At 71.0% G+C, this 22,301-nt stretch carries 19 protein-coding genes, 1 pseudogene and 1 riboswitch; of the genes and pseudogenes, 11 read left to right on the plus strand and 9 right to left on the minus strand.

Going from position 1 to position 22,301, the window contains the following annotated elements; all coding sequences use genetic code 11:
* Nucleotides 1-4: 4 nt before the first annotated feature.
* Both GA0115233_RS02855 and nuoN read left to right on the plus strand, forming a co-directional pair.
* Complete coding sequence (locus GA0115233_RS02855; RefSeq protein WP_093718431.1) at nt 5-1,576, plus strand: NADH-quinone oxidoreductase subunit M; 1,572 nt, start codon at nt 5-7, stop codon at nt 1,574-1,576.
* Nucleotides 1,573-3,222, plus strand: coding sequence for an NADH-quinone oxidoreductase subunit NuoN (gene nuoN, locus GA0115233_RS02860; RefSeq protein WP_093718432.1), 1,650 nt, complete (start codon nt 1,573-1,575; stop codon nt 3,220-3,222). The genes GA0115233_RS02855 and nuoN overlap by 4 nt, the downstream gene beginning before the upstream one ends.
* A gap of 113 nt (nt 3,223-3,335) precedes the next feature.
* Here the strand turns inward: nuoN and GA0115233_RS02865 are convergent, their stop codons facing one another.
* Nucleotides 3,336-3,818, minus strand: coding sequence for a hypothetical protein (locus tag GA0115233_RS02865; protein ID WP_093718433.1), 483 nt, complete (start codon nt 3,816-3,818; stop codon nt 3,336-3,338).
* 300 nt (nt 3,819-4,118) lie between these two features.
* Here GA0115233_RS02865 and recQ point away from each other — a divergent pair, with 300 nt between their 5' ends.
* Nucleotides 4,119-6,110 carry a DNA helicase RecQ gene (recQ, locus tag GA0115233_RS02870; protein WP_093718434.1) on the plus strand — a complete coding sequence of 664 codons (1,992 nt, stop codon included), beginning with the start codon at nt 4,119-4,121 and terminating at the stop codon, nt 6,108-6,110.
* Nucleotides 6,111-6,158: 48 nt separating this feature from the next.
* Here recQ and GA0115233_RS02875 read toward each other — a convergent pair whose 3' ends face one another.
* The 3 genes from GA0115233_RS02875 to GA0115233_RS02885 all read right to left on the minus strand — a co-directional run bounded on the left by GA0115233_RS02875 (nt 6,159) and on the right by GA0115233_RS02885 (nt 9,221).
* Nucleotides 6,159-7,097, minus strand: coding sequence for a M56 family metallopeptidase (locus GA0115233_RS02875; RefSeq protein ID WP_093718435.1), 939 nt, complete (start codon nt 7,095-7,097; stop codon nt 6,159-6,161).
* Between the two features lie 206 nt (nt 7,098-7,303).
* Nucleotides 7,304-8,521: a fumarylacetoacetase gene (fahA, locus tag GA0115233_RS02880; RefSeq protein ID WP_093718436.1), complete on the minus strand. Its 1,218-nt coding sequence runs from the start codon at nt 8,519-8,521 to the stop codon at nt 7,304-7,306.
* 100 nt (nt 8,522-8,621) lie between these two features.
* On the minus strand, nt 8,622-9,221 hold the full coding sequence (locus tag GA0115233_RS02885) for a hypothetical protein (RefSeq protein ID WP_093718437.1): 600 nt from the start codon (nt 9,219-9,221) through the stop codon (nt 8,622-8,624).
* Nucleotides 9,222-9,367: 146 nt separating this feature from the next.
* Here GA0115233_RS02885 and GA0115233_RS02890 point away from each other — a divergent pair, with 146 nt between their 5' ends.
* A complete protein-coding gene (locus GA0115233_RS02890; RefSeq protein WP_093718438.1) occupies nt 9,368-10,189 on the plus strand; it encodes an HAD family hydrolase in 822 nt (273 codons plus the stop codon).
* Between the two features lie 42 nt (nt 10,190-10,231).
* Here the strand turns inward: GA0115233_RS02890 and GA0115233_RS02895 are convergent, their stop codons facing one another.
* The gene (locus tag GA0115233_RS02895; protein ID WP_093718439.1) at nt 10,232-10,705 is read right to left on the minus strand and encodes a transglycosylase SLT domain-containing protein; all 474 of its coding nucleotides are present in this window, start codon (nt 10,703-10,705) and stop codon (nt 10,232-10,234) included.
* 3 nt (nt 10,706-10,708) lie between these two features.
* A riboswitch (cyclic di-AMP (ydaO/yuaA leader) is annotated at nt 10,709-10,919 on the minus strand.
* 599 nt (nt 10,920-11,518) lie between these two features.
* Here GA0115233_RS02895 and GA0115233_RS02900 point away from each other — a divergent pair.
* The 4 genes from GA0115233_RS02900 to GA0115233_RS02915 all read left to right on the plus strand — a co-directional run bounded on the left by GA0115233_RS02900 (nt 11,519) and on the right by GA0115233_RS02915 (nt 16,041).
* Nucleotides 11,519-12,529: a polyprenyl synthetase family protein gene (locus GA0115233_RS02900; protein ID WP_093718440.1), complete on the plus strand. Its 1,011-nt coding sequence runs from the start codon at nt 11,519-11,521 to the stop codon at nt 12,527-12,529.
* Nucleotides 12,530-12,901: 372 nt separating this feature from the next.
* Entirely contained in the window at nt 12,902-14,125 is a 1,224-nt protein-coding gene (locus GA0115233_RS02905; RefSeq protein WP_093718441.1) for a LolA family protein, read from the plus strand.
* Nucleotides 14,126-14,135: 10 nt separating this feature from the next.
* Nucleotides 14,136-15,107 (plus strand): ABC transporter ATP-binding protein, encoded by a 972-nt coding sequence (locus GA0115233_RS02910; protein ID WP_093718442.1) that lies wholly within the window; start codon nt 14,136-14,138, stop codon nt 15,105-15,107.
* On the plus strand, nt 15,094-16,041 hold the full coding sequence (locus GA0115233_RS02915; protein WP_176711622.1) for an ABC transporter permease: 948 nt from the start codon (nt 15,094-15,096) through the stop codon (nt 16,039-16,041). Before GA0115233_RS02910 ends, GA0115233_RS02915 begins: the two co-directional genes overlap by 14 nt.
* 15 nt (nt 16,042-16,056) lie before the next feature.
* Here GA0115233_RS02915 and GA0115233_RS02920 read toward each other — a convergent pair whose 3' ends face one another.
* Complete coding sequence (locus GA0115233_RS02920) at nt 16,057-16,638, minus strand: flavodoxin family protein (RefSeq protein WP_093718443.1); 582 nt, start codon at nt 16,636-16,638, stop codon at nt 16,057-16,059.
* Between the two features lie 222 nt (nt 16,639-16,860).
* On the opposite strand from GA0115233_RS02920, the gene GA0115233_RS02925 reads away from it, so the two are divergent.
* On the plus strand, nt 16,861-17,913 hold the full coding sequence (locus GA0115233_RS02925; protein WP_093718444.1) for an ADP-ribosylglycohydrolase family protein: 1,053 nt from the start codon (nt 16,861-16,863) through the stop codon (nt 17,911-17,913).
* Nucleotides 17,914-17,934: 21 nt separating this feature from the next.
* Here the strand turns inward: GA0115233_RS02925 and GA0115233_RS02930 are convergent, their stop codons facing one another.
* Nucleotides 17,935-18,417: a VOC family protein gene (locus GA0115233_RS02930; RefSeq protein ID WP_093718445.1), complete on the minus strand. Its 483-nt coding sequence runs from the start codon at nt 18,415-18,417 to the stop codon at nt 17,935-17,937.
* Between the two features lie 164 nt (nt 18,418-18,581).
* Here GA0115233_RS02930 and GA0115233_RS02935 point away from each other — a divergent pair.
* Nucleotides 18,582-19,922, plus strand: a pseudogene (locus GA0115233_RS02935) (MFS transporter); the annotation flags it as partial.
* Here the strand turns inward: GA0115233_RS02935 and rarD are convergent.
* Both rarD and GA0115233_RS02945 read right to left on the minus strand, forming a co-directional pair.
* Nucleotides 19,817-20,830, minus strand: coding sequence for an EamA family transporter RarD (rarD, locus tag GA0115233_RS02940; protein ID WP_093718446.1), 1,014 nt, complete (start codon nt 20,828-20,830; stop codon nt 19,817-19,819). The pseudogene GA0115233_RS02935 and the gene rarD sit on opposite strands and share 106 nt — an antisense overlap.
* Nucleotides 20,831-20,934: 104 nt before the next feature.
* The gene (locus GA0115233_RS02945) at nt 20,935-21,789 is read right to left on the minus strand and encodes an SDR family oxidoreductase (protein WP_093718447.1); all 855 of its coding nucleotides are present in this window, start codon (nt 21,787-21,789) and stop codon (nt 20,935-20,937) included.
* A gap of 87 nt (nt 21,790-21,876) precedes the next feature.
* Here GA0115233_RS02945 and GA0115233_RS02950 point away from each other — a divergent pair, with 87 nt between their 5' ends.
* Nucleotides 21,877-22,272, plus strand: a complete 396-nt coding sequence (locus tag GA0115233_RS02950) for a winged helix-turn-helix transcriptional regulator (RefSeq protein WP_093718448.1) — start codon at nt 21,877-21,879, stop codon at nt 22,270-22,272.
* Nucleotides 22,273-22,301: the final 29 nt, after the last annotated feature.

Below are 22,301 nucleotides of genomic sequence, written 5' to 3' on the forward strand. Positions count from 1 at the left end.
ACCGATGTCCTTTCCCCTGCTGACAGCGACGGCGGCGCTCCCCGCGATCGGGGCGGTCGCCACGGCCGCCGTGCCGGCCGCGCGGCGCACCGCCGCCAAGTGGCTGGCGCTGCTCTTCTCCCTCGCCACGCTCGCGCTCGCCGTCGTGATCATGGTCCGCTTCGACCCGGACGGCGACCGTTACCAGCTCACCGAATCCCATGCCTGGATCAGTGAGTTCGGGGTCCGCTACGACCTCGGCGTGGACGGCATCGGGGTCGCCCTGATCGCGCTGACCGCGGTGCTGATGCCGTTCGTGATCCTCGCGGGCTGGCACGACGCCGACCCGCTGGAGACCGGCAGCAAGCGGTGGCGGCCGACGCAGGGCTTCTTCGCCCTGATCCTGGCCGTCGAGGCGATGGTGATCCTCTCCTTCGAGGCCACCGACGTCTTCCTCTTCTACATCTTCTTCGAGGCCATGCTCATCCCGATGTACTTCCTCATCGGAGGCTTCGGGGACCGTGCCCACGAGCACGGCGAGGAGGCGGCCTCCACCCAGCGGTCGTACGCCGCGGTGAAGTTCCTCCTCTACAACCTGGCCGGCGGTCTGATCATGCTGGCCGCGGTGATCGGCCTGTACGTGGTCGCGGGGAACTTCTCGCTCCCCGAGATCGCCGAGGCCCGCGCCAACGGCTCGCTGGACATGGCCACCAGCACCGAACGCTGGCTGTTCCTGGGCTTCTTCTTCGCCTTCGCGGTGAAGGCGCCCCTGTGGCCGCTGCACACCTGGCTGCCCAACGCCATGGGCGAGGCCACCGCCCCGGTCGCCGTGCTGATCACCGCGGTCGTGGACAAGGTCGGCACCTTCGCGATGCTCCGCTTCTGCCTCGGGCTGTTCCCGGAGGCGTCGAAGTGGGCGACGCCCGCCATCCTGGTCCTCGCGCTGATCAGCATCATCTACGGCGCGCTGCTGGCGGTTGGCCAGCGCGACATCAAGCGCCTGGTGGCATACGCGTCGATCTCGCACTTCGGCTTCATCATCATGGGCATCTTCGCGATGACCAGCCAGGGCCAGTCGGGCGCGACGCTGTACATGGTCAACCACGGCCTGTCCACGGCCGCGCTGATGCTGGTGGCGGGCTTCCTGATCTCCCGGCGCGGCTCGCGGCTCATCGCGGACTACGGCGGGGTGCAGAAGGTCGCCCCGGTGCTCGCCGGCACCTTCCTGATCGGCGGTCTGGCGACGCTGTCGCTGCCCGGACTCGCCCCGTTCGTCAGTGAGTTCCTGGTGCTGGTCGGCACCTACACGCGGTACCCGGTGGTCGGCATCATCGCCACCTTCGGCATCGTGCTCGCCGCGCTCTACACCCTGGTGCTGTACCAGCGGACGATGACGGGCCCGGTCAAGCCCGAGGTCTCGGCGATGCCCGACCTCAGGGTGCGGGAGCTGGCGGTCGTCGCACCGCTGGTCGTGCTGCTGATCTTCCTGGGCGTCTACCCGAAGCCCGTCACGGACATCGTCAACCCGGCGGTGGAGCAGACCATGTCCGACGTACAGAAGAAGGACCCCCAGCCCGAGGTGGAGGCGGCCAAGTGAGCGCATCAGCCGTCCACAGCCTGTGGACAACCGCAGCCGATCCGATCTCGAAGATCGACGCGCCGAAGATCGAATACGGACAGCTGTCGCCCACGCTGATCATCGTCGGCGCGGCGGTGGTCGGCGTGCTGATCGAGGCGCTCGTCCCGCGCAAGTCCCGTTACTACGCCCAGGTGTTCGTCTCCGCCGTCGCGCTCGTCGCCGCGTTCGCCGCGGTGGTCGCGCTCGCGGCCGACGGGTACGGCACCACGAAGGCGGGCATCGCGGCGATGGGCGCCATCGCCGTCGACGGTCCCGCCCTCTTCCTCCAGGGCACGATCCTGCTGGCCGGTCTGGTCGGCCTGTTCACCTTCGCCGAGCGGCGCCTGGATCCGGCGGCGCACGGCAACCGGGTCGACTCCTTCGCCGCACAGGCCGGCTCCGTGCCGGGCAGCGACAGCGAGAAGGCCGCGGTGAAGGCCGGGTTCACCACCACCGAGGTGTTCCCGCTGCTGCTCTTCGCGGTCGCGGGCATGCTGGTCTTCCCGGCGGCCAACGATCTGCTGACGCTGTTCATCGCGCTGGAGGTCTTCTCCCTGCCGCTGTACCTGATGTGCGCACTCGCCCGCCGCAAGCGGCTGATGTCGCAGGAAGCGGCCGTGAAGTACTTCCTGCTCGGCGCGTTCGCCTCCGCGTTCACCCTGTTCGGCATCGCGCTGCTGTACGGCTACGCGGGCTCGGTGTCCTACGCGACCATCGCCCAGGTCGTCGACGGCACCCTGACCAGCGTCGACCCGGCGCTGGCGGACACCATGGGCAATGACGCGCTGCTCCTGATCGGCACGGCCATGCTGGTCATGGGCCTGCTGTTCAAGGTCGGCGCGGTGCCCTTCCACATGTGGACGCCGGACGTGTACCAGGGTGCGCCGACCCCGGTGACCGGCTTCATGGCGGCGGCGACCAAGGTGGCCGCGTTCGGCGCGCTGCTGCGGGTGCTGTACGTGGTGCTGCCCGGCCTGCGCTGGGACTGGCGGCCGGTGATGTGGGCCGTCGCGATCATCACCATGCTGGGCGGCGCCATCGTCGCGATCACGCAGACCGACATCAAGCGGCTGCTGGCGTACTCGTCGATCGCGCACGCGGGCTTCATCCTCGCCGGTGTCATCGCCACCACGCCGGAGGGCATCTCCTCGGTCCTCTTCTACCTGGCCGCCTACTCCTTCGTGACCATCGGCGCCTTCGCGGTCGTCACCCTGGTCCGGGACGCGGGCGGCGAGGCGACGCACCTGTCGAAGTGGGCGGGGCTCGGCCGGCGTTCGCCGCTGGTGGCGGCCGTGTTCGCGGTCTTCCTGCTGGCCTTCGCGGGCATCCCGCTGACCTCCGGGTTCGCGGGCAAGTTCGCGGTGTTCAAGGCGGCGGCGGAGGGCGGGGCGGCCCCGCTGGTCGTGGTCGGTGTGATCTCGTCGGCGATCGCGGCGTTCTTCTACATCCGCGTCATCGTGCTGATGTTCTTCAGCGAGCCGAGGCCCGAGGGCCCGACCGTGGCGGTGCCGTCGCCGCTGACGATGACCGCGATCGGGGTCGGCGTGGCGGTCACGGTGGTGCTCGGTGTGGCGCCGCAGTACTTCCTTGAGCTCGCGAGCGACGCAGGGGTGTTCGTGCGCTGACGCGAGCGGGTCGCACCAGGGCCCCGGTTCCCGAGAGGGGAGCCGGGGCCCTGATGCGTGTCCGGCCAGGTCTTCGGACGGTCAGTCCTTCGGACGGTCAGGCCTTCAGGCCGTCAAGCCTTGGGGCACTTCACCTTGGGGTTGAAGCCTTCCAGCAGTCCGTCCGGGTTGTGCTTGTAGATCCAGGCGTGGAGCGTGAAGTGACCGGGCAGCTGGCCCTCGTCGAACTTCCGCCCGAACAGTTCGGGAGTCGCCTGGCCCTTGTCCTCGACGACCCACTCCACCGCGAACAGTTCCCTGCCGTGTTTGCCGTCCTCGTACAGCAGCGCCGCGGGCGTCGCCGGATCGAGGGAATTGAGGTACGCCGGGTTGACGTAGTGGTAGCCCATGTTCGGCACGCACTCGTCGGTCCGCTCGTATCCGCCCGACGCGGCGAAGGGCTCGTAGGCGTACTTCCCGGTCGCGTTGTACGTCGGGGTCAGATCCGTCCAGACGAACGGATCGGGCGCCGCGGCGGCCTGACCGGGCACGGCGGCCAGGGCGAAGGACGCGGCCAGCGCGGTGGTGAGGACGGCCTTGAGGGAGCGAGAGGCCATGCTGTGACTCCTTGAGGGGGAGGGCGCGCCCGAACGGCGCACCCCGCACGAAGGGGACGGGCGCGCCCGAACGGCACACCCGTACGAAGAGGGCGGGAACCGGGCGGACCTCCCCTGCCCTGCCGGCGCGTGTCCCGCCCGCCGAGCATGTCCCGGCCGTCCGGGCGCTGCCAGATGACAGGGGCCATTGGCATGACTACCGAACGTGATTCCACGAGCCTGTGGATAACTCCGGCGCTGTCGGTGCGGACCCCTATCGTGGACGCAGTGGTCGAGGAGCGACGTACGGGGGGCACGACGATGGGCGGGACGGGCGGGATCGGTGCAATGACAGCGACAGCCGGGAGCGAGGCACTGACCACGCTCCACAAGATCTTCGGCTACGAGGCCTTCCGGGGGGAGCAGGAGGCGGTCATCGAGCATGTGGTGGCCGGCGGCGACGCCGTCGTCCTCATGCCGACCGGCGGCGGCAAGTCGCTGTGCTACCAGATCCCGGCCCTGGTCAGACCCGGCACGGGTATCGTGGTCTCCCCGCTGATCGCGCTCATGCAGGATCAGGTCGACGCGCTGCGGGCGCTGGGTGTACGGGCCGGATTCATCAACTCCACGCAGGACTTCGAAGAGCGACGCGTGATGGAGGCCGAGTTCCTGGCCGGGGAGCTGGACCTGCTCTACCTCGCCCCGGAGCGGCTGCGCCTGGACACCACCCTGGACCTGCTCTCGCGCGGCAAGATCTCGGTGTTCGCCATCGACGAGGCGCACTGTGTCTCCCAGTGGGGCCACGACTTCCGCCCCGACTACCTGATGCTGTCGGTGCTCGGCGAGCGCTGGCCGGACGTCCCGCGGATCGCGCTCACCGCGACCGCCACCCGGGCCACGCACCAGGAGATCACCCAGCGGCTGAACATGCCGTCGGCCCGGCACTTCGTGGCGAGCTTCGACCGGCCCAACATCCAGTACCGGATCGTGCCGAAGGCGGACCCGAAGAAGCAGCTGCTGGCCTTCCTGCGCGAGGAGCACGCCGGGGACGCGGGCATCGTCTACTGCCTGTCGCGCAACTCCGTCGAGAAGACAGCGGAGTTCCTCAGCCGCAACGGCGTCGAGGCGGTGCCGTACCACGCGGGCCTGGACGCCGGGACCCGTGCCGCGCACCAGTCCCGTTTCCTGCGCGAGGACGGGCTGGTCGTCGTGGCGACGATCGCGTTCGGCATGGGCATCGACAAGCCGGACGTGCGGTTCGTCGCCCACCTGGACCTGCCGAAGTCGGTCGAGGGCTACTACCAGGAGACCGGCCGGGCCGGACGCGACGGGCTGCCGTCCACGGCGTGGATGGCCTACGGCCTCAACGACGTCATACAGCAGCGCAAGCTGATCCAGTCCGGCGAGGGCGACGAGGCCTTCCGGCGGCGCGCCGCCGCCCACCTCGACGCGATGCTCGCGCTGTGCGAGACGGCACAGTGCCGACGGGGCCAGCTCCTCGCCTACTTCGGCCAGGACGCAGACCCCACGGGCTGCGGCAACTGCGACACCTGCCTCACGCCGCCCGAGACCTGGGACGGCACCGTCGCCGCGCAGAAGGTGCTGTCGACGGTCGTGCGCCTGCAGCGCGAACGCGGGCAGAAGTTCGGGGCGGTGCAGATCGTCGACATCCTGCTCGGCAAGCGCACCGCGAAGGTGATCCAGTTCGACCACGACCAGCTCTCCGTCTTCGGTATCGGTGAGGAGCTGACCGAGGGCGAATGGCGGGGCGTGATCCGGCAGTTGCTCGCGCAGGGCCTGCTCGCGGTCGAGGGGGACTACGGCACCCTGGTGCTGACCGAGGGCAGCGGGTCCGTGCTGCGGCGCGAGCGGGAGGTGCCGCTGCGCAAGGAGCCGCCCAAGCCGGTGACGTCCCGGTCCGCCTCGTCCGGTTCCGCCGGGAAGAGCAAGGCGAAGACCGCCGCGGCGGAGCTGCCGGAGAACCTGCTCCCGGCCTTCGAGGCACTGCGCGCCTGGCGCGCGGAGCAGGCGCGGGAACAGGGCGTACCGGCCTATGTGATCTTCCACGACGCCACGCTGAGAGAGATCGTGACCGTGTGGCCGTCCACCGTGGGCGAGCTGGGCGGTATCAGCGGGGTGGGCGAGAAGAAGCTGGCGACGTACGGCGAGGGTGTGATCGGGGTCCTGGCGGGCCTGACCGGCTCCGCGACGCCGGGCACTGCCGCCTCTGAGCTCTCGGACGGGCCCTCGGACGACCCCGGGGAGTGGCCGGAGGAGCCCGACGTGGAACCGGAGCCGGACGACTGGGCGTAGAGCCGCGCGAGCCGCTGTCCTGAGGCGGGGCCGAGGCAGTAAGGCCGCCTACCCCAGCGCCGTCAGCCCCGGTGCGAAGGTGATCAGCAGGGGCACCAGCGGGGTCAGTGCCGCCAGGGCCGTGGTCATCGCTCTGCGGTGCCGGGTCAGGCGGGGCGGGGGTGCCAGGAGGCGGTCGACGCGCTCACCGAGGAGGCGGTGGCTGGAGGAGCAGGAGAGGACGCCCCGGTGCTGGTTCAGCTCGATCAGGGCCAGCGCCGTGGTCAGGTGACCGCAGCGGCGGGAGGCCGTGTCGTCGGCGGCCAGTTCGACCAGGCGGTGGGTCTGGTCGCAGAAGTGGGCGAACAGCGGGATTCGGGGGAAACCGGTGGCCAGTGCGGTGGAGAGGTGCAGCAGCCAGTCGTGGCGGGCTCGGGCGTGGCCCCGCTCATGGGTGAGGACGGCGTCCAGCTGGTGGTCGGTCAGACGGTGCAGGGCACCCGTGGTGACGATGAGCTGGGGCGGGCTTCCGGGCATCCACCAGGCGTCCGGGTACTCGTCCTCCAGCACCAGCAGCGGGCCCCGCGCGGCGGGCAGGCCGGCGGGCAGCTCCGGGGCGCGCTCGCGCAGGTGGGCGCGGGTCTGGCCGCGGCTGCGGCGGGCCTCGACCAGTTCGCGGGCGAGCATCGCCGTTGTCCAGGCGGCGCCGCAGGCCAGCAGCACGGTGAGGACGACGGCCCAGACCGGGGCCGCGGACAGGTCGTACGCGGCGGTCACGGCCGGTGGCGCGGGGGCGAAGACATGGTCGCGCACCGTGTGGAAGACGGCGGCGGCGCCCAGCACCAGGGCGGTCAGACAGCACAGCAGGACGGTCGCCACCAGGCACTGCCACACCCACAGCGCGACCACCGGTTCCCGCTCGGGCCACACCGCCCGGGTCAGGGACCGCGGCACCGGCACGGCGGCGGTCACGGCGACGACGCTCAGCAGGAGCAGGCAGAAGGTCATGCCATGGGCTCCGGATCCTGGTCGGGGCAACGGCGGGCGCGGGGCGTGCGGTGGACGGGCGGTCCGGAGCACGCGCCGGACGCACCGTCCGCCGCACAGTATGACGGCGACGGGCGGCGCGCGGCAGATGTCTGCGGCCGTTGAACTCCGCACGGGCTACGGGATCTTGACGCGCCGCGCCGACAGGGCGGGGCACCCCGGGAACCTCAGCCCGCCACGATCCGCCCGGACACCTCGCCCAGCCCCACCCGGGCGCCGTCCGCCCCGGGGGCCCAGGCCGTCATGGTGACGGTGTCGCCGTCCTCCAGGAAGGTGCGCGTGCCGTCGGGGAGTTCCAGGGCGTCGCGGCCGTTCCAGGTGAGCTCCAGCAGGGAGCCGCGCTCGCGCTCCGTGGGACCGCTGACCGTCCCGGAGCCGTAGAGGTCGCCGGTGCGCAGGGAGGCGCCGTTGACCGTCAGGTGGGCCAGCTGCTGGGCGGCGGTCCAGTACATCGTCGAGAAGGGGGGCTCGGAGATCACATGACCGTTGAGCGAGACGGAGATACGCAGGTCGTAGCCGCCGGGCTCCTCGTCCGCGTCGTCCAGGTAGGGAAGCAGTGGGTGGGTGCGCTCCGGGGGCGCCACCCGGGCCGCGTCCAGGGCGTCCAGCGGGGTGATCCAGGCCGACACCGAGGTAGCGAAGGACTTGCCGAGGAAGGGGCCGAGCGGGACGTACTCCCAGGCCTGGAGGTCGCGCGCGGACCAGTCGTTGAGCAGGCAGAGGCCGAAGACGTGCTCCCGGAAGTCGGCGAGCGCGACCGGGCTGCCCATCGGGGTCGGCACGCCCACCACGAAGCCGACCTCCGCCTCGATGTCCAGCCGCACGGAGGGGCCGAACACGGGGGCCGGGTCGGAGGGCGCCTTGCGCTGGCCGGAGGGCCGTACGACGTCCGTGCCGGAGACGACGACGGTGCCCGAGCGGCCGTGGTAGCCGATGGGCAGGTGCTTCCAGTTCGGGGTGAGGGAGTCCTCCGCGTCGGGGCGGAAGATCCGGCCGACGTTCCGGGCGTGGTTCTCGGAGGCGTAGAAGTCGACGTAGTCGGCGACCTCGAAGGGCAGGTGCAGGGTCACCTCGGCCACAGGGTGGAAGAAGGGCTCGATGGTCTCGCGGTGGGACGGCACCGTGACCCAGCCGGTCAGCGCGCGGCGCACGTCGGACCAGGCGGTGCGGCCCGCCGCCAGCAGCGGGTTCAGGGTGGGCCTGGCGAGCAGGGAGGCGTAGGGAGAGCCCAGCGCCAGCGCCGCCGCGCCCGCGTCGAGGACATGGTCACCGAGCCGTACGCCGACCCGGCGGGCGCCGCCGTCCTCGCCGGGGACGGAGAAGACGCCGTAGGGGAGGTTGTGCGGGCCGAAGGGGTCGCCCTCGGGGACATCAAAGGGGGGCATGGGTGCTGCCTCGCTCTCGTACGTGCCACGGGTCCGTGTCGTCGCCCCACACGTTACGGGCGGGTTGCCCGTCCTGGGCAGAGCGCACCGAGCGCGGCGATCACGCGTCGGGGTCCTCCTGGGCCCGCTGCCAGGCGAGGAAGTCCGCGATCAGCTCGGGCGGGTTGGCCGCCTCGGTGGCCTCGACCTCCCAGCCCGGCCGATACATGTCGAAAATCACGACGGGCAGCGGACGACCGAGGACGGAGGCGATGGCGCCGCTCTGGTGGAGGTGCCGGGCGAGGCCGAGGACGGCGTCGTCGAAGTGCAACTGGAGCAGCTTGCGCCTGGTCTCGACCTCCTCGCCCTCCTGGTCCTCCTCGAACCACAGCCCCAGCCGCCTGACCTCGGCCTCGTACAGCGGACCGCCCACGGGGTCCTCCGGTGCGCTGCCCAGCGTCTCGAAGCCGTCCAGAAGCCAGCAGGCGTAGTTCCAGCGGGCCTCGCCGGGGTCCTCCGGCCGCCGCTCACGCTCGTACTGGGACTCGGTGTTGTAGCCGATGGCGACGTACGGGCGGCGACCGTTGTCGTCAACTCGCCAGACACGGAAGGAGAGTGCGTAGATCTCGGGAACCAGTCGCTCGGGAAAGCGCCGGATAACATTCAGTGCCGCGTTACGGAGATATTCCGTGAAGTCCCTGTCCCGGCCCGCCAACACCATCGCCCCCGTCCGTCCCGGTAATCCCCTCATTCCACCAGATGCCGGTGACAGCAAGGGAGTTGGAGGGGCGCGCGGGGCTTGTGCGGGCGCCGGGGACGTCCGGTTCGCGCTGAGTCGGCGGCGCGTGGTGTCCGTATTCTCTGATCATGGCCGCACCCATCGCATATTCACTCATCGCCACCGACCTGGACGGCACGCTGCTCCGAGGCGACGACACGCTCTCCGACCGGACGCTGGCCGTGCTGTCGAGCGTGGCGGCCGTCGGCGCCCGGCATCTGGTGGTGACCGGCCGGCCGGCGCCCAGGGTGCGCCCGCTCCTCGACAACCTGGGCAGCAGGGGGCTCGCGGTGTGCGGACAGGGCGCGCAGGTGTACGACGCGGGCGCGGACCGTCTGCTGTGGTCGGTCACCCTGGACCGGGAGCTGGCCGAGACGGCGCTCGGCAAGATCGAGGCAGAGGTGGGGGAGGTGTACGCGGCGGTCGACCAGGACGGCGTCGACGGGCTCACGCTGATCGAGCCGGGGTACCTGATGCCGCACCCCACGCTGCCCGCGGTGCGGGTGGGACGGCGGGACGACCTGTGGTGCGAGCCGATCAGCAAGGTGCTGCTGCGCCATCCCGAGCTGTCCGACGACGAGTTGGCGGCGACGGCGCGTTCGGTGGTCGGTTCGCTGGCGACCGTCACCATGTCGGGGCCGGGGACCGTCGAACTCCAGCCATGCGGCATCACCAAGGCGACGGGGCTCGCGCTGGCCGCGGACCACCTCGGCCTGGGTCCGGAGCGGACGATCGCCTTCGGTGACATGCCGAACGACATCCCGATGTTCGACTGGGCCGCGCACGGCGTCGCGATGGCCAACGCGCACCCCGAACTCAAGGCGGTGGCCGACGAGATCACCCTGTCGAACGAGGACGACGGCATCGCCGTCGTCCTCGAAAGACTGCTCAGGGAAGGGGCCGCGGCCTGAGAAGGCCCAGGAGCGCGCCCCTGGGCGAGCCCCCGGCGGCTGCTAGTACGCGCCCCAGACGTTGTCGATCGAACCGTAGCGCTTCGCCGCGTAGTTGCAGGCGGCGGTGATGTTCGCGACCGGGTCGTACGGGTCGTAGGAGGTGCCCGGCACGTGGTACGCCATGAAGGTCGGGTCGATCACCTGGAGCAGACCCTTGGACGGGGTGCCGGCGGCGGCGTTGGAGTCCCAGTTGTTGATCGCGTACTGGTTGCCGGAGGACTCCCGGATGATGTTGCGGTAGATGCCGTTGTAGCTGCCGGGGATCCCGTGGTCGGCCATGACCTGCAGGGACGCGCGGATCCAGCCGTCGAGGTTGTTGGCGTACCCCAGCGAGGCGGCGGTGGTGGCGGTCGGGGTGGCCGCGGAGGCGGCGTTGGCGCCGAGCAGCGGGAGCGCCAGTACGGCGGCTCCGGTGCCGAGGACGGCGAGCTTGCGGGCGATACGGCGGGGGCGGCGCTGAGCGGCAGCGGGCATGGCGAAGTTCCTCTCCGGCGCCTGCGAGGTGAGCTGTCGGGTTCGGGCGGGAGCTGCCCGGCCGCACGCCCCTGAAGGCGCGCGACTTCACCCCGAGCCGTTCCGGCACGTCCGCAGACGCCCGGCCCGGCGACTTACCTGGGTCCCCCGCTCCTGCCGTACGAAGTTCTCTCGGGTGAAGCCGGGCGGCGGCAGGATTCGGCGTCCGCCCGACAGGCCGGGAACGTATGCGAGAGCACATGTCCGAAACAAGTACCGGATTCACATATTCACGGATTTGATCTTCGCCCGGAGGGTTTGGGGCGAGCTGTGATTTGCGTATGCCAAGGATCAACTCGCCGACAGGGGAAGGGATTCGGCCCACTGCGGGGCGCCGCCCGCGAGCACGCCCGGGTGAGTCACGTCACCCCGGATCGCAAGAGTGGGCAAAACGGGCAATAGGGCTGATGAATCCCAATAAGGCTTTATCGGCGGGGTGTTAGCGGAACGCGCTTTGTGGAACCCGCTGCGCGGAACCTCTGGAGTGGTGCGCGTCGTTGTCAGGGTGATCGTCCGCGGGGCGGGGTCGTGTCGACCTCGGTTCGAGGTGTGCTCCACTACTGCCGAGTAAATCGATTTCCACCTAAATCGATGAATATCCGTCCCTATCAGGTGATCAAAAACATAACCGGCGTGATCCCATACCGCCCGTCGTGGACGGGCGGGCGGCATCGGTGATCGAAACCTGACCGGATACGCTGACTTGAGTGAAGGCAGCGACCTATCGACAAACCGCGTAATCACCGGTAGACACCAGCAGACAGGAGACCCCTCGTGACCGTCGTCGGGCCGTTCGGGCTGAGCGTGCGGGACCAGGCTCTGGAAGCCGATGTCCAGGCCGGATTGGCGGCTGTCGAGGAGGGCCTTCTCGAAGCCACCAAGAGCGAGGTCCCCTTCATCACGGAGGCCGCCCAGCACCTCGTGCGCGCGGGCGGGAAGCGGTTCCGGCCGCTGCTCGTGATGCTCGCGGCGCAGTTCGGGGACCAGTACGCGCCGGGGATCGTGCCGTCGGCCGTGGTGGTGGAGCTCACCCACCTGGCGACGCTGTACCACGACGACGTGATGGACGAGGCCGAGGTCAGGCGCGGGGTGGACAGTGCCAACACCCGCTGGGGCAACTCCGTCGCCGTCCTCACGGGTGACTTCCTCTTCGCCCGCGCCTCCCACATCCTCGCCGACCTCGGTCCGGAGGCGGTCCGGGTGCAGGCCGAGGCGTTCGAGCGGCTGGTCACCGGGCAGATCCTGGAGACGGCGGGCCCGCAGGACGGGCGCGACCCGGTCGAGCACTACCTCGACGTGCTGGCCGGCAAGACGGGCTCCCTGGTCGCCGTGTCCTGCCGCTTCGGCGCGATGATGTCCGGCGCCGACGAGACCGTGGTGGACGTGCTCACGCAGTACGGCGAGCGGCTCGGGGTCGCCTTCCAGCTCGCGGACGACGTGCTGGACATCGCCTCCGACTCGCACGAGTCAGGCAAGACCCCGGGCACCGACCTGCGCGAGGGCATCCCCACGCTGCCGGTGCTGCGGCTGCGCGAGCGGGCCGAGCGGCTCGGCCTCGCGGAGGACATCGCCCTGTGCGAGCTGCTCGACTCCGACCTGACCGACGACGCGCGGCACGCGGAGGCGCTGGCCGCGCTGCGCGCCCACCCGGCCCTGGAGCAGGCCCGGCGCGACACCGTGCGCTACGCGCAGGACGCCCGTGCCTCGCTCGCCCCGCTGCCCGAGTGCGACGCGAAGGCCGCGCTGATGGAGCTGTGCGACGCGGTGGTACACCGGGCGGGCTGACGCGGTGCCACAGGAACTGGACGTACAGACGGACTGACGTGGTGCACCGGCCGGGCTGACGCGGCGCCACAGATACTGAACTCACAGACCGACTGACGTGGTGCACCGGCCCGGCTGACGCCCGTCCCGCAGGACCGATGAGGGCGGTGTCTCCGCCGCGACCCCTACGGGTCGGGGGAGACGCCGCCCTCTCGTGTCATACCGCAGGTGTACACGGAGTTGAGCCCGCGGTCTGACGATTCACGGCTGCCGATTTGGTCAGATGGTGACAACGGAAAACACCACTCCTCACCGATTCGGGTGAGAATGGCGGCTACGGGCTGGACGCACGGGAGTTGGCAGGCCGCCGCCGACGACGGAGGTAAGGCACACATGGCACCGTACGGATCCGACGACACCACCACCGCGGACGAGAACGACGACCTGCGCTCCGGACGGCGCAAGGCCGCGCGGTACGTCGTGCCGGTCGCGGTGGTGGGAGTGGCGGCGGCGACCATCGGTCTCGTCCCCGCCCTCGCCAGCTCCGGTGACCCCGACCTGCCGGAGATCAGCGCAGAACAGCTCATCGAGAAGATCGCCGAGTCCGACGTGGAGCAGCTCTCCGGGACCGTGAAGATCAGCACCGACCTGGGGCTGCCGGACCTCGGCGGGCTGGAGAGCGCGCTGACGTCCGGGGCGCTGGGATCCGGGGAGGGCGGTTCGTCCGCCGACCCGTCCACGAAGCTCACCGAGCTGGTCAGCGGCTCGCACACCCTCAGGGTCGCCGCCGACGGCCCCGACCGGCAGAAGATCTCGCTGCTGGGCAAGGCCAGCGAGTACAGCCTCATCCACAACGGCAAGGACGTCTGGGGCTACGACAGCGAGACCAACGAGGTCTTCCACGGCACCGCCGAGGAGAGCGGCAAGCACGAGGAAGAGGTCCCGGCCACGCCCAAGGACTTCGCCGAGGAGGCCCTGAAGGCGGTCGACGACACCACGTCCGTCACCGTCGACGGCACCGCCCATGTCGCGGGCCGGGACGCCTACCGCCTGCTGATCAAGCCCAAGCAGTCCGGTACCACGGTCGGCGCGATCACCGTGGCCGTGGACGCCAGGACCGGTATGCCGCTGAAGTTCACGCTCACCCCGTCCAGCGGCGGCGCCGCGGTGATCGACGCCGGCTTCACCCAGGTCAGCTTCGCCAAGCCGGACGCCTCGACCTTCGACTTCACCCCGCCCAAGGGCGCGAAGATCACAGAGGAGGACGAGGCGGTGGAGGAGGGGCGCGCCGGGAGGGCCCCCGGGAAGACGCCCGGGCACGACACCCCCGAGGGCGACCTCCCCGAGGGCGAGCCGCGGGTGATCGGCGAGGGCTGGAACGCCGTCGCCGTCCTGGAGACCGGCGGCGAGGGCATCCCGTCCGGCGACGAGCTCGAAGGTGACCTCGGCCCGTTCGGCGACTTCATCGACTCCTTCGGCGACAAGGCCAAGGGCAAGTTCGGCGAGGGCCGGATCTTCACGACCCGCCTGGTCAACGCCCTGGTCACCGACGACGGCAAGGTCTACGTCGGCGCCGTCACCAAGGACGCGCTGGTGAAGGCCGCCAACGCCGGGTAATAAGGCACGCATGACCGACACGTCCGCCGCGGAGCGGGAACCCGGGCCGGGTGACGGCGCGATCGTCACCCGTGGGCTCACCAAGCGCTACCGCGGCGGACAACTCGCCGTGGACGGACTCGATCTGACCGTCCCGGCGGGCAGCGTCTTCGGCTTCCTCGGGCCCAACGGCTCCGGCAAGACCACCACCATCCGCATGCTGATGGGCCTGATCGAACCCACCTCCGGAACCGCCCGGGTACTCGGCCGCCCCATGCCGCGCGCCACCCTCGCCGTCCTCCCGCAGGTCGGCGCCCTGATCGAGGGCCCCGCGCTCTACGGCTTCCTCTCCGGCCGCGACAACCTCCTGCGCTACGACGCCGCCGACCCGATCGCCGACCCGCGCACCCGGCGCGCCCGCGTCGCCGCCGCACTGGACCGGGTGGGCCTGACGGCCGCCGCGGGCAAGAAGGCCAAGGCCTACTCGCTCGGCATGAAACAGCGGCTCGGCCTCGCGGCGGCGCTGCTCCAGCCGCGCCGGCTGCTGGTGCTGGACGAGCCGACCAACGGCCTCGACCCGCAGGGGATGCGCGAGATCCGGTCCCTGATACGGGAGCTGGCCTCCGACGGCACGACCGTCTTCCTCTCCTCCCACCTCCTCGACGAGATCGAGCAGGTGTGCACCCACGCGGCCGTGATGGCGCAGGGCAGGCTCGTCACCCAGGGCGCGGTGGCCGACCTCGCGGCCGGAACCCGGGGGCGCCTCGTGGTGACGACCCCGGACCCGGCGGACGCCGCACGGGTCCTGAAGGAACAGGGCGCGGCGGACGTCGTCGTCACCGAGGACCGGGTGACCGCCGAACCTCCGGAGCGCGACCTCGCCGAGGTGAACGCCGCCCTGGTGACCGCGGGCGTCCGCGTCCGGGGCTTCGGCGTGGAACGGGCCTCGCTGGAGGAGGCGTTCGTGGCGCTGACGGGGGAGGGCTTCGATGTCGCGGGCTGACCTGGACCCCGCCCAGGAGGGCACGGGGGGCACGGCCCAGGAGAGCGCCGGGCGCACCGCGCGCACCACTCAAGAGAGCACCGAGCAGAGGATCCCCCTGGCCCGCCGCGGCTCCCTCCTGCTCAACGAACTCCGCACCACTCTCCGCCGCTGGCGCACCCTGGCGCTCCTCGGCGTCCTGGCGGCGGTCCCCGTCCTCGTCGGCATCGCCGTGCGGATCGAGACCGGCGACGGCGGCTCGGCGGGCGGCGGTACGGGCGAAGGACCCGCGTTCATCTCGCAGATCACCAACAACGGCCTGTTCCTGGTGTTCACCGCCCTCGCCGCGACCCTGCCGTTCTTCCTGCCGATGGCCGTGGGGGTCATCGCGGGCGACGCCATCGCCGGCGAGGCGGGCGCGGGCACCCTGCGCTACCTTCTGGTCGCCCCCGCGGGCCGCACCCGGCTGCTGCTCACCAAGTACGCGACCACCATGGCCTTCTGTCTGCTGGCCACGCTGGTGGTCGCGGTCTCGGCGCTCACGGTCGGCGCGCTGCTGTTCCCGCTGGGCGAGCTGACGACGATCTCCGGCACCCGGATCAGCTTCACCGAGGGCCTGGGCCGCGCGCTGCTGATCGCCCTGGTCGTCGCCGCGTCCCTGACCGGGGTGGCGGCACTGGGCCTGTTCGTCTCCACCCTCACCAACAGCGGCATCGCGGCGATGGCGACGACCGTGGGCCTGCTGATCACGGTCCAGATCCTCGACCAGATCCCCCAGCTCGACGCCATCCACCCGTATCTGTTCTCGCACCACTGGCTGTCCTTCGCCGACCTGATGCGCGAGCCGGTGTACTGGGACGACCTGGTGAAGAACCTCGGCCTGCAGGCCCTCTACGCGGCCGTGTTCGGCTCGGCGGCCTGGGCCCGCTTCACGACGAAGGACATCACCACCTGAGCCCCGCAGCCCCGGTCAACCCTCGAACGGGAACCGTGCGAGCGGCGCCTCCCCCTGGAAGAAGGTCTTCGCCCGGGTCAGCGCCCCGGTGTCGTTCAGTACGTCGCCGGGCTTGCTGCCGTTGCCGAGCAGCACCCCGCCGAAGCGCATCCCCATGTACGCGGCGGAGTTGTTCAGCGCCCCGATCAGCGGGTCGGCGACCGACGGCTCGTGGTCGGAGAGCGCGGTGACGCCCCACAGGGTGCGCCCGGCCATCGTCTTCTTGAAGTCGACGCCGGGGGTGCGCAGCCAGCCGGACCAGTAGTCGAGGTAGCGCTTGGCGGGCGCGGAGAGCGTGTACCAGTACAGCGGGGAGGCGATCACGATGTCGGTCGCCGCGACGGTGGCGTCGAACAGCAGCCCGACATTGCCCTCGGTGGGCCGGACGTGGTCGCTGTCGTGGCGCAGGTCCTCGAAGTCCGGCAGCGGCTGCTCGGACAGATCGATCCACTGCTGCTCGACATCCTCCGGGAGCTGCTCGGCGGCGCGGCGGGCGAGCAGCTCGGTGTTGCCGTCGGAGCGGCTGCTGCCCAGGACGAACAGGAAGCGGCGGGTCATGGGTCCCCCAGGGGCGCGGACGGTCGCAGGCCCACGATTGCAGGCGTGCGCGAACAAACTGCACATGCATTATATGCGTACGCAATAAATTGTCGAGCGCATGTATCGGGGTCGGTATCCGGACCGCAGGCTGGAACGAGCCTGTGACGTCGCGGTGACGTGTGCACGGGGGGCCTGCGGAGAGACTCGTCGTAGGTGGTGTTGCCAGCCAGTGAGGAAGCGATGTCTCGACTCAGCCGCGCGCAGAATCCGGTACAGCAGGCTGGGCCGTCGGCGGCCCCGATCCAGGTCCATGTCCCCGCCACCGGCCACGGCGGCGCCTCGGTCGGCGGTGTCACGGTCACGGCGGCCCCGGGCCAGGAGATCCAGCAGGCCGTCCTCAACCACCTTCATCGGCTCGCCCTCGCCGAGGGCCACCCCGTCCGGGCCACGATCCTGGACGGCCGGATCGGTTACGCCGTACCGCTGCAGATCAACCTGGACGGGTCCAGCGCGCTGACGGGACAGCCGTGGGAGGTGCCCGCCGAGCCCCCGACGCCCGCCTGCGTCATCGACGCCCACCCGATCCCCCTCGGCACCGTCTCTCCGCCCACCGGCGTCTTCGGCCCCCCGCCCGTAATGGACCCGCCCGCCACGGCCGAGCCCGGCACCCCTCTGACGCCCTCGCCCGCCCCCTGCACCCCCCAGCCGAAGCCGAAGCCGCACCCCCTCCTCCAGGCCACCGACCTGCCCCCGGAGCCGGCCCCGGCCCCCAAGAACTCGACCCGAGTCCGCGGCTTCGACGCCGTCGCGGAAGCCGTACTGGGAGACGAGCCGTCCCCCGCGGGGCCCCTGGCCGAACCCGTCGCCGCGATCAACGAGGCCGTACGGGAGGGCCGTACCGAGGACGCCGCGCGGCTCGCCGAGCGCACCGTCGCCGAGGCGTCCCGGACCCTCGGCCCGGAGCACCCGGAGGTGCTGCGGCTGCGCGAACTGGCCGCCTACATCGCCTACCTGGCAGGAGAACCGGACAGGGCGTTCGCGCTCGCCCTGGAGGTGGCCGGCATCCACCACCGCGCCCACGACCGCGAGGCCGCCTACGGCAACGTCCTGAGCGCGGCCACGGCCTGGCGGGCCGTACGCGACCCGGAGCTGGGCCTGCGCCTGGGCGACGAACTGATCGCCCTGTGGTCGGCCCTCGCCGAGGACGGCGGCCCGGCGGCGGAGGAACCCGGGCGCCTGGAGTCGGCCCGCACCCGGATGACCCGCCTCACCGAACGCGCCGCCCGCCTCTGACCGTCCTTTCGGCTCCGGTCCCTACTGGACGCAGAACTCGTTCCCCTCCGGGTCCTCCATGACCGTCCACTGCCCGGAGGGCTCCTTCACCTCCCGCTGCACCCGTGCCCCGAGCGCCCGCAGCCGCTCCACCTCGGCCTCCCGCCGCCCCTCGGGGGCGTGCAGATCGAGGTGGAGCCGGTTCTTCACGGTCTTCTCCTCAGGCACCCGCTGGAACAGCAGCCGCCGCCCGAGCCCGGTCCCGCTGTCGGGGTCGTAGGGGTCCGCGGGATGCCGTACGGCGACCAGGTCACGGAAGGCGAGGCGGGCGTGGAACTCGACGACCGCCTCGCGCGGCACCGCCCCGAGTTCCAGCAGCCGTTCGATGAGCGCGTTGTTGTCCTCGACCTCGTAGTGCAGGGCGGCGGCCCAGAAGTCGGCCTGCGCCTGCGGGTTCGCGCAGTCGACGACGAGCTTCCAGTGCAGCGGGACGGGAGCCGACGGGGATTCCGGAATCTGGGTCATGGGGTCACTTATAGCCCGCGAGTAGGACAGATTCTGTCCTGTACGCGCCCAGCGGTGTCAGGGACCCTGTCCAGGACCCGCCATCCCTGGCAGGCTCGTAAGTATCCCGTTGGAGGGAGGTCGGCCCGATCGCGTGACCACCCCTCTGTCCCTGGAGTGTGCTCATGGGCACCCGCGCCTGGGCGCTGTTGCTGGTCCTCTGCGGAACGATCTTCCTTGAGGGCATCGACGTCGCGATGATGGCCGTCGCGATCCCGTCGATCAGGGCCGATCTGGGGCTCGCCACCGGAACCGCGGCCTGGGTCATGAGCGGGTACGTGCTCGGGTACGCCGGATTCACCCTGCTCGGCGGACGGTCGGCCGATCTGCTCGGCCGGCGCCGGATGCTCCTGCTCTGGCTCACTGTCTTCCTGGGCTTCTCCGGGCTCGGCGGACTGGCCACCGAGGGCTGGATGCTGGTCCTCGCCCGATTCGTCACCGGCGTCGCCGCAGCCTTCATGACCCCGGCCGCGATGTCGCTGATCACCACGTCCTACGAGGAGGGCCCGCGGCGCAACAAGGCCCTGCTGGTCTTCGCCGGCACGGGCGCGGGCGGCTTCTCCTTCGGCCTGGTGGCCGGCGGACTGCTCACCGAGCTGCACTGGCGGTGGGTGTTCTTCGCGCCCGTGCTGCTGACCGCGCTCCTGCTGTTCGCGGCGGTGCGACTGGTGCCCCGGCAGGACGGGCCGCGTGAGCGCGGGCGCGGGTTCGACCTGCCCGGCGCGTTTCTCGCCGCGAGCGCCATGCTGCTGGCCGCCTACGCCGTCGTACGCCTGGAGCACGGTCTGGACGGCTGGCCGCTCACCTCGGCGGCGGCGGTCGCGGCGGCGCTGCTCGGCACCGGGTTCGTGCTCGTCGAACGGCGGACCGCCGATCCGCTGGTCCGGCTGGGCATCCTGCGCGTGGGACCGGTCGTGCGGGCCGACCTCGGCGCGCTGCTCTTCCTCGGCGCCTTCTTCGGCTTCCAGTTCGTGGTGACGCTGTACTTGCAGGAACTGCGCGGCTGGTCCTCGTTCCAGACCGCGCTCGCCCTGATCGTCATGGGCTGCGACGCCGTCCTGGCGCCGACCCTCACCCCGCGGCTGGTCGCCAAGTGGGGCAACGCCCGGGTGATCGTCGGCGGCTTCGCGCTCGCCGTGGTCGCCTACGCCCTGTTCCTGCCGGTCGGCATGGACTGGCCGTATCTCGTCATGCTGCCGACGCTGTTCGTCTCGGGCGCCGCGTTCGCGCTGGCCTACGGGCCGCTGACGATCGCGGCGACCGATGGTGTCGCCGGGGAGGAGCAGGGGCTGGCGAGCGGGCTGCTGACCACCTCGACCCAGTTCGGCGCGGCGATCGGGATATCCGCGGTGACCGCTGTCTACGGCCTGGCGTCCACCGGGTCGGGCCCCGAGGCCACACTGTCGGCGTTCCGTACGGCGCTGGTGGTGCCGGTGGTGATGGTGACGCTCGGCCTGCTGGTCTCGGCCCGCAGCGCGAGGGCGGAGCGGCGCGCGGCACGCCAGGCGTCGGCGGTCAGCAGCGTCAGCGCCAGCCAGACCAGCGCGAAGCCGGCCCAGCGCTCGGGCGGCATCGCCTCGCGGAAGTAGAGGACACCGAGCAGGAACTGGAAGACCGGCGCCAGGTATTGCAGCAGGCCCAGGGTGGACAGCGGCACGCGGATGGCGGCCGCGCCGAAGCAGACCAGGGGCAGCGCTGTGACGATGCCGGTGGCCGCGAGGAGCGCGGCGTGTCCCGGGCCCTCGGTGGTGAAGGTGGAGTCGCCCCGCGCGGTCAGCCACAGCAGATAGCCGAGCGCGGGCAGGAACTGGATGGCGGTCTCGGCGGCCAGCGACTCGACGCCGCCGAGGTTGACCTTCTTCTTCACCAGACCGTAGGTGGCGAAGGAGAAGGCGAGCACCAGGGAGATCCACGGCGGGCGGCCGTAGCCGATGGTCAGCACCACGACGGCGGCGCAGGCCACGCCCACCGCCACCCACTGCACGGGCCGCAGCCGCTCCTTGAGGATCAGCACGCCCATGGCGATGGTGACCAACGGGTTGATGAAGTACCCGAGCGAGGCCTCGACCACGTGGCCGGAGTTCACGGACCAGATGTAGACGCCCCAGTTGACGGTGATGACGCCCGCGGCGACGGCGACCAGGCCCAGCCTGCGCGGCTGGCGCAGCAGTTCACCGGCCCACGCCCAGCGGCGTACGACCAGCAGGGCCACGGCGACGAAGACCAGCGACCAGGCCATCCGGTGGGCCAGGATCTCCACCGCTCCGGCGGGCTCCAGCAGCGGCCAGAACAGCGGAACGAGGCCCCACATGCCGTAAGCCGCGAAGCCGTTCAGCAGTCCTATGTGCCGCTCACCCCTCGGCTTGCCGCTCACGGGCCCTCCTTCTGGTCGTACTCGCCTGGAAGAAGGTAGCGCCGAAGACCCCCGGCTGTCATGCCCGTATCGCCATACGGTCATGACAGCCGGGAAGGCCCAGGTCAGCCCTTGAGCGCGACCGCGACGGCCTCCGCGAGCGGCGTGGTCGGACGGCCCGTGAGGCGGGACAAGTCGCCGGAGGAGATCACCAGCTCGCCCTTGGCTATGGAGGCGTCGACGCCGACCAGGAGCTCGGCGAGCGGCTCGGGCAGCCCGGAGCCGGTGAGGATGCCCTTCATGACCTCGCCGGTCACGGCGTTGTAGGCGATCTCCCGGCCGGTCTGCCGGCTCAGCTCGGCCGCGTACTCGGCCATGCTCCAGGCCTCGTCGCCGCCCAGCTCGTACGTCTTGTTCTCGTGCCCCTCGCCGGTCAGGACCGCGACCGCGGCGGCGGCGTAGTCGGCGCGCGAGGCGGAGGAGATACGGCCCTCGCCGACCGCGGCCACCACGGCGTTGTGCTCCAGCACGGGAGCGAGGTTCTCGGTGTAGTTCTCGTGGTACCAGGCGTTGCGCAGCAGCACGTACGGCACTCCGGAGCCGGTAAGCACCTCCTCGGTGCCGCGGTGGTCGTCGGCGAGCGCGGCGGTGAGGCTGCCCGGGGCGCTGGTGTAGGCGAGCAGGGCGACTCCGGCGGCCTTCGCGGCCTCGATCACCACCGTGTGCTGGGCGACCCGGCCCTTGTCGAACTCGTTGCCGGAGATCAGCAGCACCTTGTCGCCGGCCGTGAACAGGCCGTCGAAGGTCTCGGGCGCGTTGTAGTCGGCGACCGCGATCCGTACGCCGCGTTCGGCGAGGCCGGCGGCCTTCTCGGGGGTGCGCACGACGGCGGTGACCTGGTCGGCCGGGACCTTCTCCAGCAGCTGCTCCACGACGTGGCGGCCGAGGTGTCCGGTGGCTCCGGTGACGACGATGCTCATAAAAGGCTCCTTGTGGGGTGGTCTGCGATCGACCCTAGAAGGAGCGCTAACTATTGGAAAGTACCCACTTTGAAGTAAGGTACCGGCATGATGGGAAGCGCGACCGGGCCGGAAGCCGAGACGATGTGCCCGTACCGGCTGGTACTGGAGCACGTCACCAGCCGCTGGGGCGTGCTCGTCCTGATCAAACTCCTGGACCGGCCCCACCGCTTCAGTGAGCTGCGCCGCGCCATCGGCGAGATCCGCCCGGTCAGCGAGAAGATGCTGACCCAGACCCTCCAGACCCTGGAACGCGACGGCATGGTCCACCGCGAGGCCCAGCCGGTCATCCCGCCCCGTGTCGACTACTCCCTGACCGACCTCGGCCGCGAGGCGGCGGAACAGGTACGCGGACTGGCGGAGTGGACAAGTAGGCGAATGGGGGCGGTACGGGAGGCTCGGGCGGCGTACGACGCGCGGAGGGGTGCCTCTCAACTGGGCTGACGCTCCGGTTCGAACACCGTCCGGTGAAT

The organism is Streptomyces sp. DI166, from assembly GCF_900091315.1.
Classification (GTDB): Bacteria; Actinomycetota; Actinomycetes; order Streptomycetales; family Streptomycetaceae; genus Streptomyces; species Streptomyces fuscus.

What these genes read in the sequence shown, in the direction of transcription:
- GA0115233_RS02855 (WP_093718431.1), top strand. Translation starts at nt 5, where the DNA reads ATGTCCTTTCCCCTGCTGACAGCGACGGCGGCGCTCCCCGCGATCGGG.
- GA0115233_RS02865 (WP_093718433.1), bottom strand. Translation starts at nt 3,818, where the DNA reads ATGGCCTCTCGCTCCCTCAAGGCCGTCCTCACCACCGCGCTGGCCGCG.
- recQ (WP_093718434.1), top strand. Translation starts at nt 4,119, where the DNA reads ATGGGCGGGACGGGCGGGATCGGTGCAATGACAGCGACAGCCGGGAGC.
- GA0115233_RS02875 (WP_093718435.1), bottom strand. Translation starts at nt 7,097, where the DNA reads ATGACCTTCTGCCTGCTCCTGCTGAGCGTCGTCGCCGTGACCGCCGCC.
- fahA (WP_093718436.1), bottom strand. Translation starts at nt 8,521, where the DNA reads ATGCCCCCCTTTGATGTCCCCGAGGGCGACCCCTTCGGCCCGCACAAC.
- GA0115233_RS02885 (WP_093718437.1), bottom strand. Translation starts at nt 9,221, where the DNA reads ATGGTGTTGGCGGGCCGGGACAGGGACTTCACGGAATATCTCCGTAAC.
- GA0115233_RS02890 (WP_093718438.1), top strand. Translation starts at nt 9,368, where the DNA reads ATGGCCGCACCCATCGCATATTCACTCATCGCCACCGACCTGGACGGC.
- GA0115233_RS02895 (WP_093718439.1), bottom strand. Translation starts at nt 10,705, where the DNA reads ATGCCCGCTGCCGCTCAGCGCCGCCCCCGCCGTATCGCCCGCAAGCTC.
- GA0115233_RS02905 (WP_093718441.1), top strand. Translation starts at nt 12,902, where the DNA reads ATGGCACCGTACGGATCCGACGACACCACCACCGCGGACGAGAACGAC.
- GA0115233_RS02910 (WP_093718442.1), top strand. Translation starts at nt 14,136, where the DNA reads ATGACCGACACGTCCGCCGCGGAGCGGGAACCCGGGCCGGGTGACGGC.
- GA0115233_RS02915 (WP_176711622.1), top strand. Translation starts at nt 15,094, where the DNA reads ATGTCGCGGGCTGACCTGGACCCCGCCCAGGAGGGCACGGGGGGCACG.
- GA0115233_RS02920 (WP_093718443.1), bottom strand. Translation starts at nt 16,638, where the DNA reads ATGACCCGCCGCTTCCTGTTCGTCCTGGGCAGCAGCCGCTCCGACGGC.
- GA0115233_RS02925 (WP_093718444.1), top strand. Translation starts at nt 16,861, where the DNA reads ATGTCTCGACTCAGCCGCGCGCAGAATCCGGTACAGCAGGCTGGGCCG.
- GA0115233_RS02930 (WP_093718445.1), bottom strand. Translation starts at nt 18,417, where the DNA reads ATGACCCAGATTCCGGAATCCCCGTCGGCTCCCGTCCCGCTGCACTGG.
- GA0115233_RS02945 (WP_093718447.1), bottom strand. Translation starts at nt 21,789, where the DNA reads ATGAGCATCGTCGTCACCGGAGCCACCGGACACCTCGGCCGCCACGTC.
- GA0115233_RS02950 (WP_093718448.1), top strand. Translation starts at nt 21,877, where the DNA reads ATGATGGGAAGCGCGACCGGGCCGGAAGCCGAGACGATGTGCCCGTAC.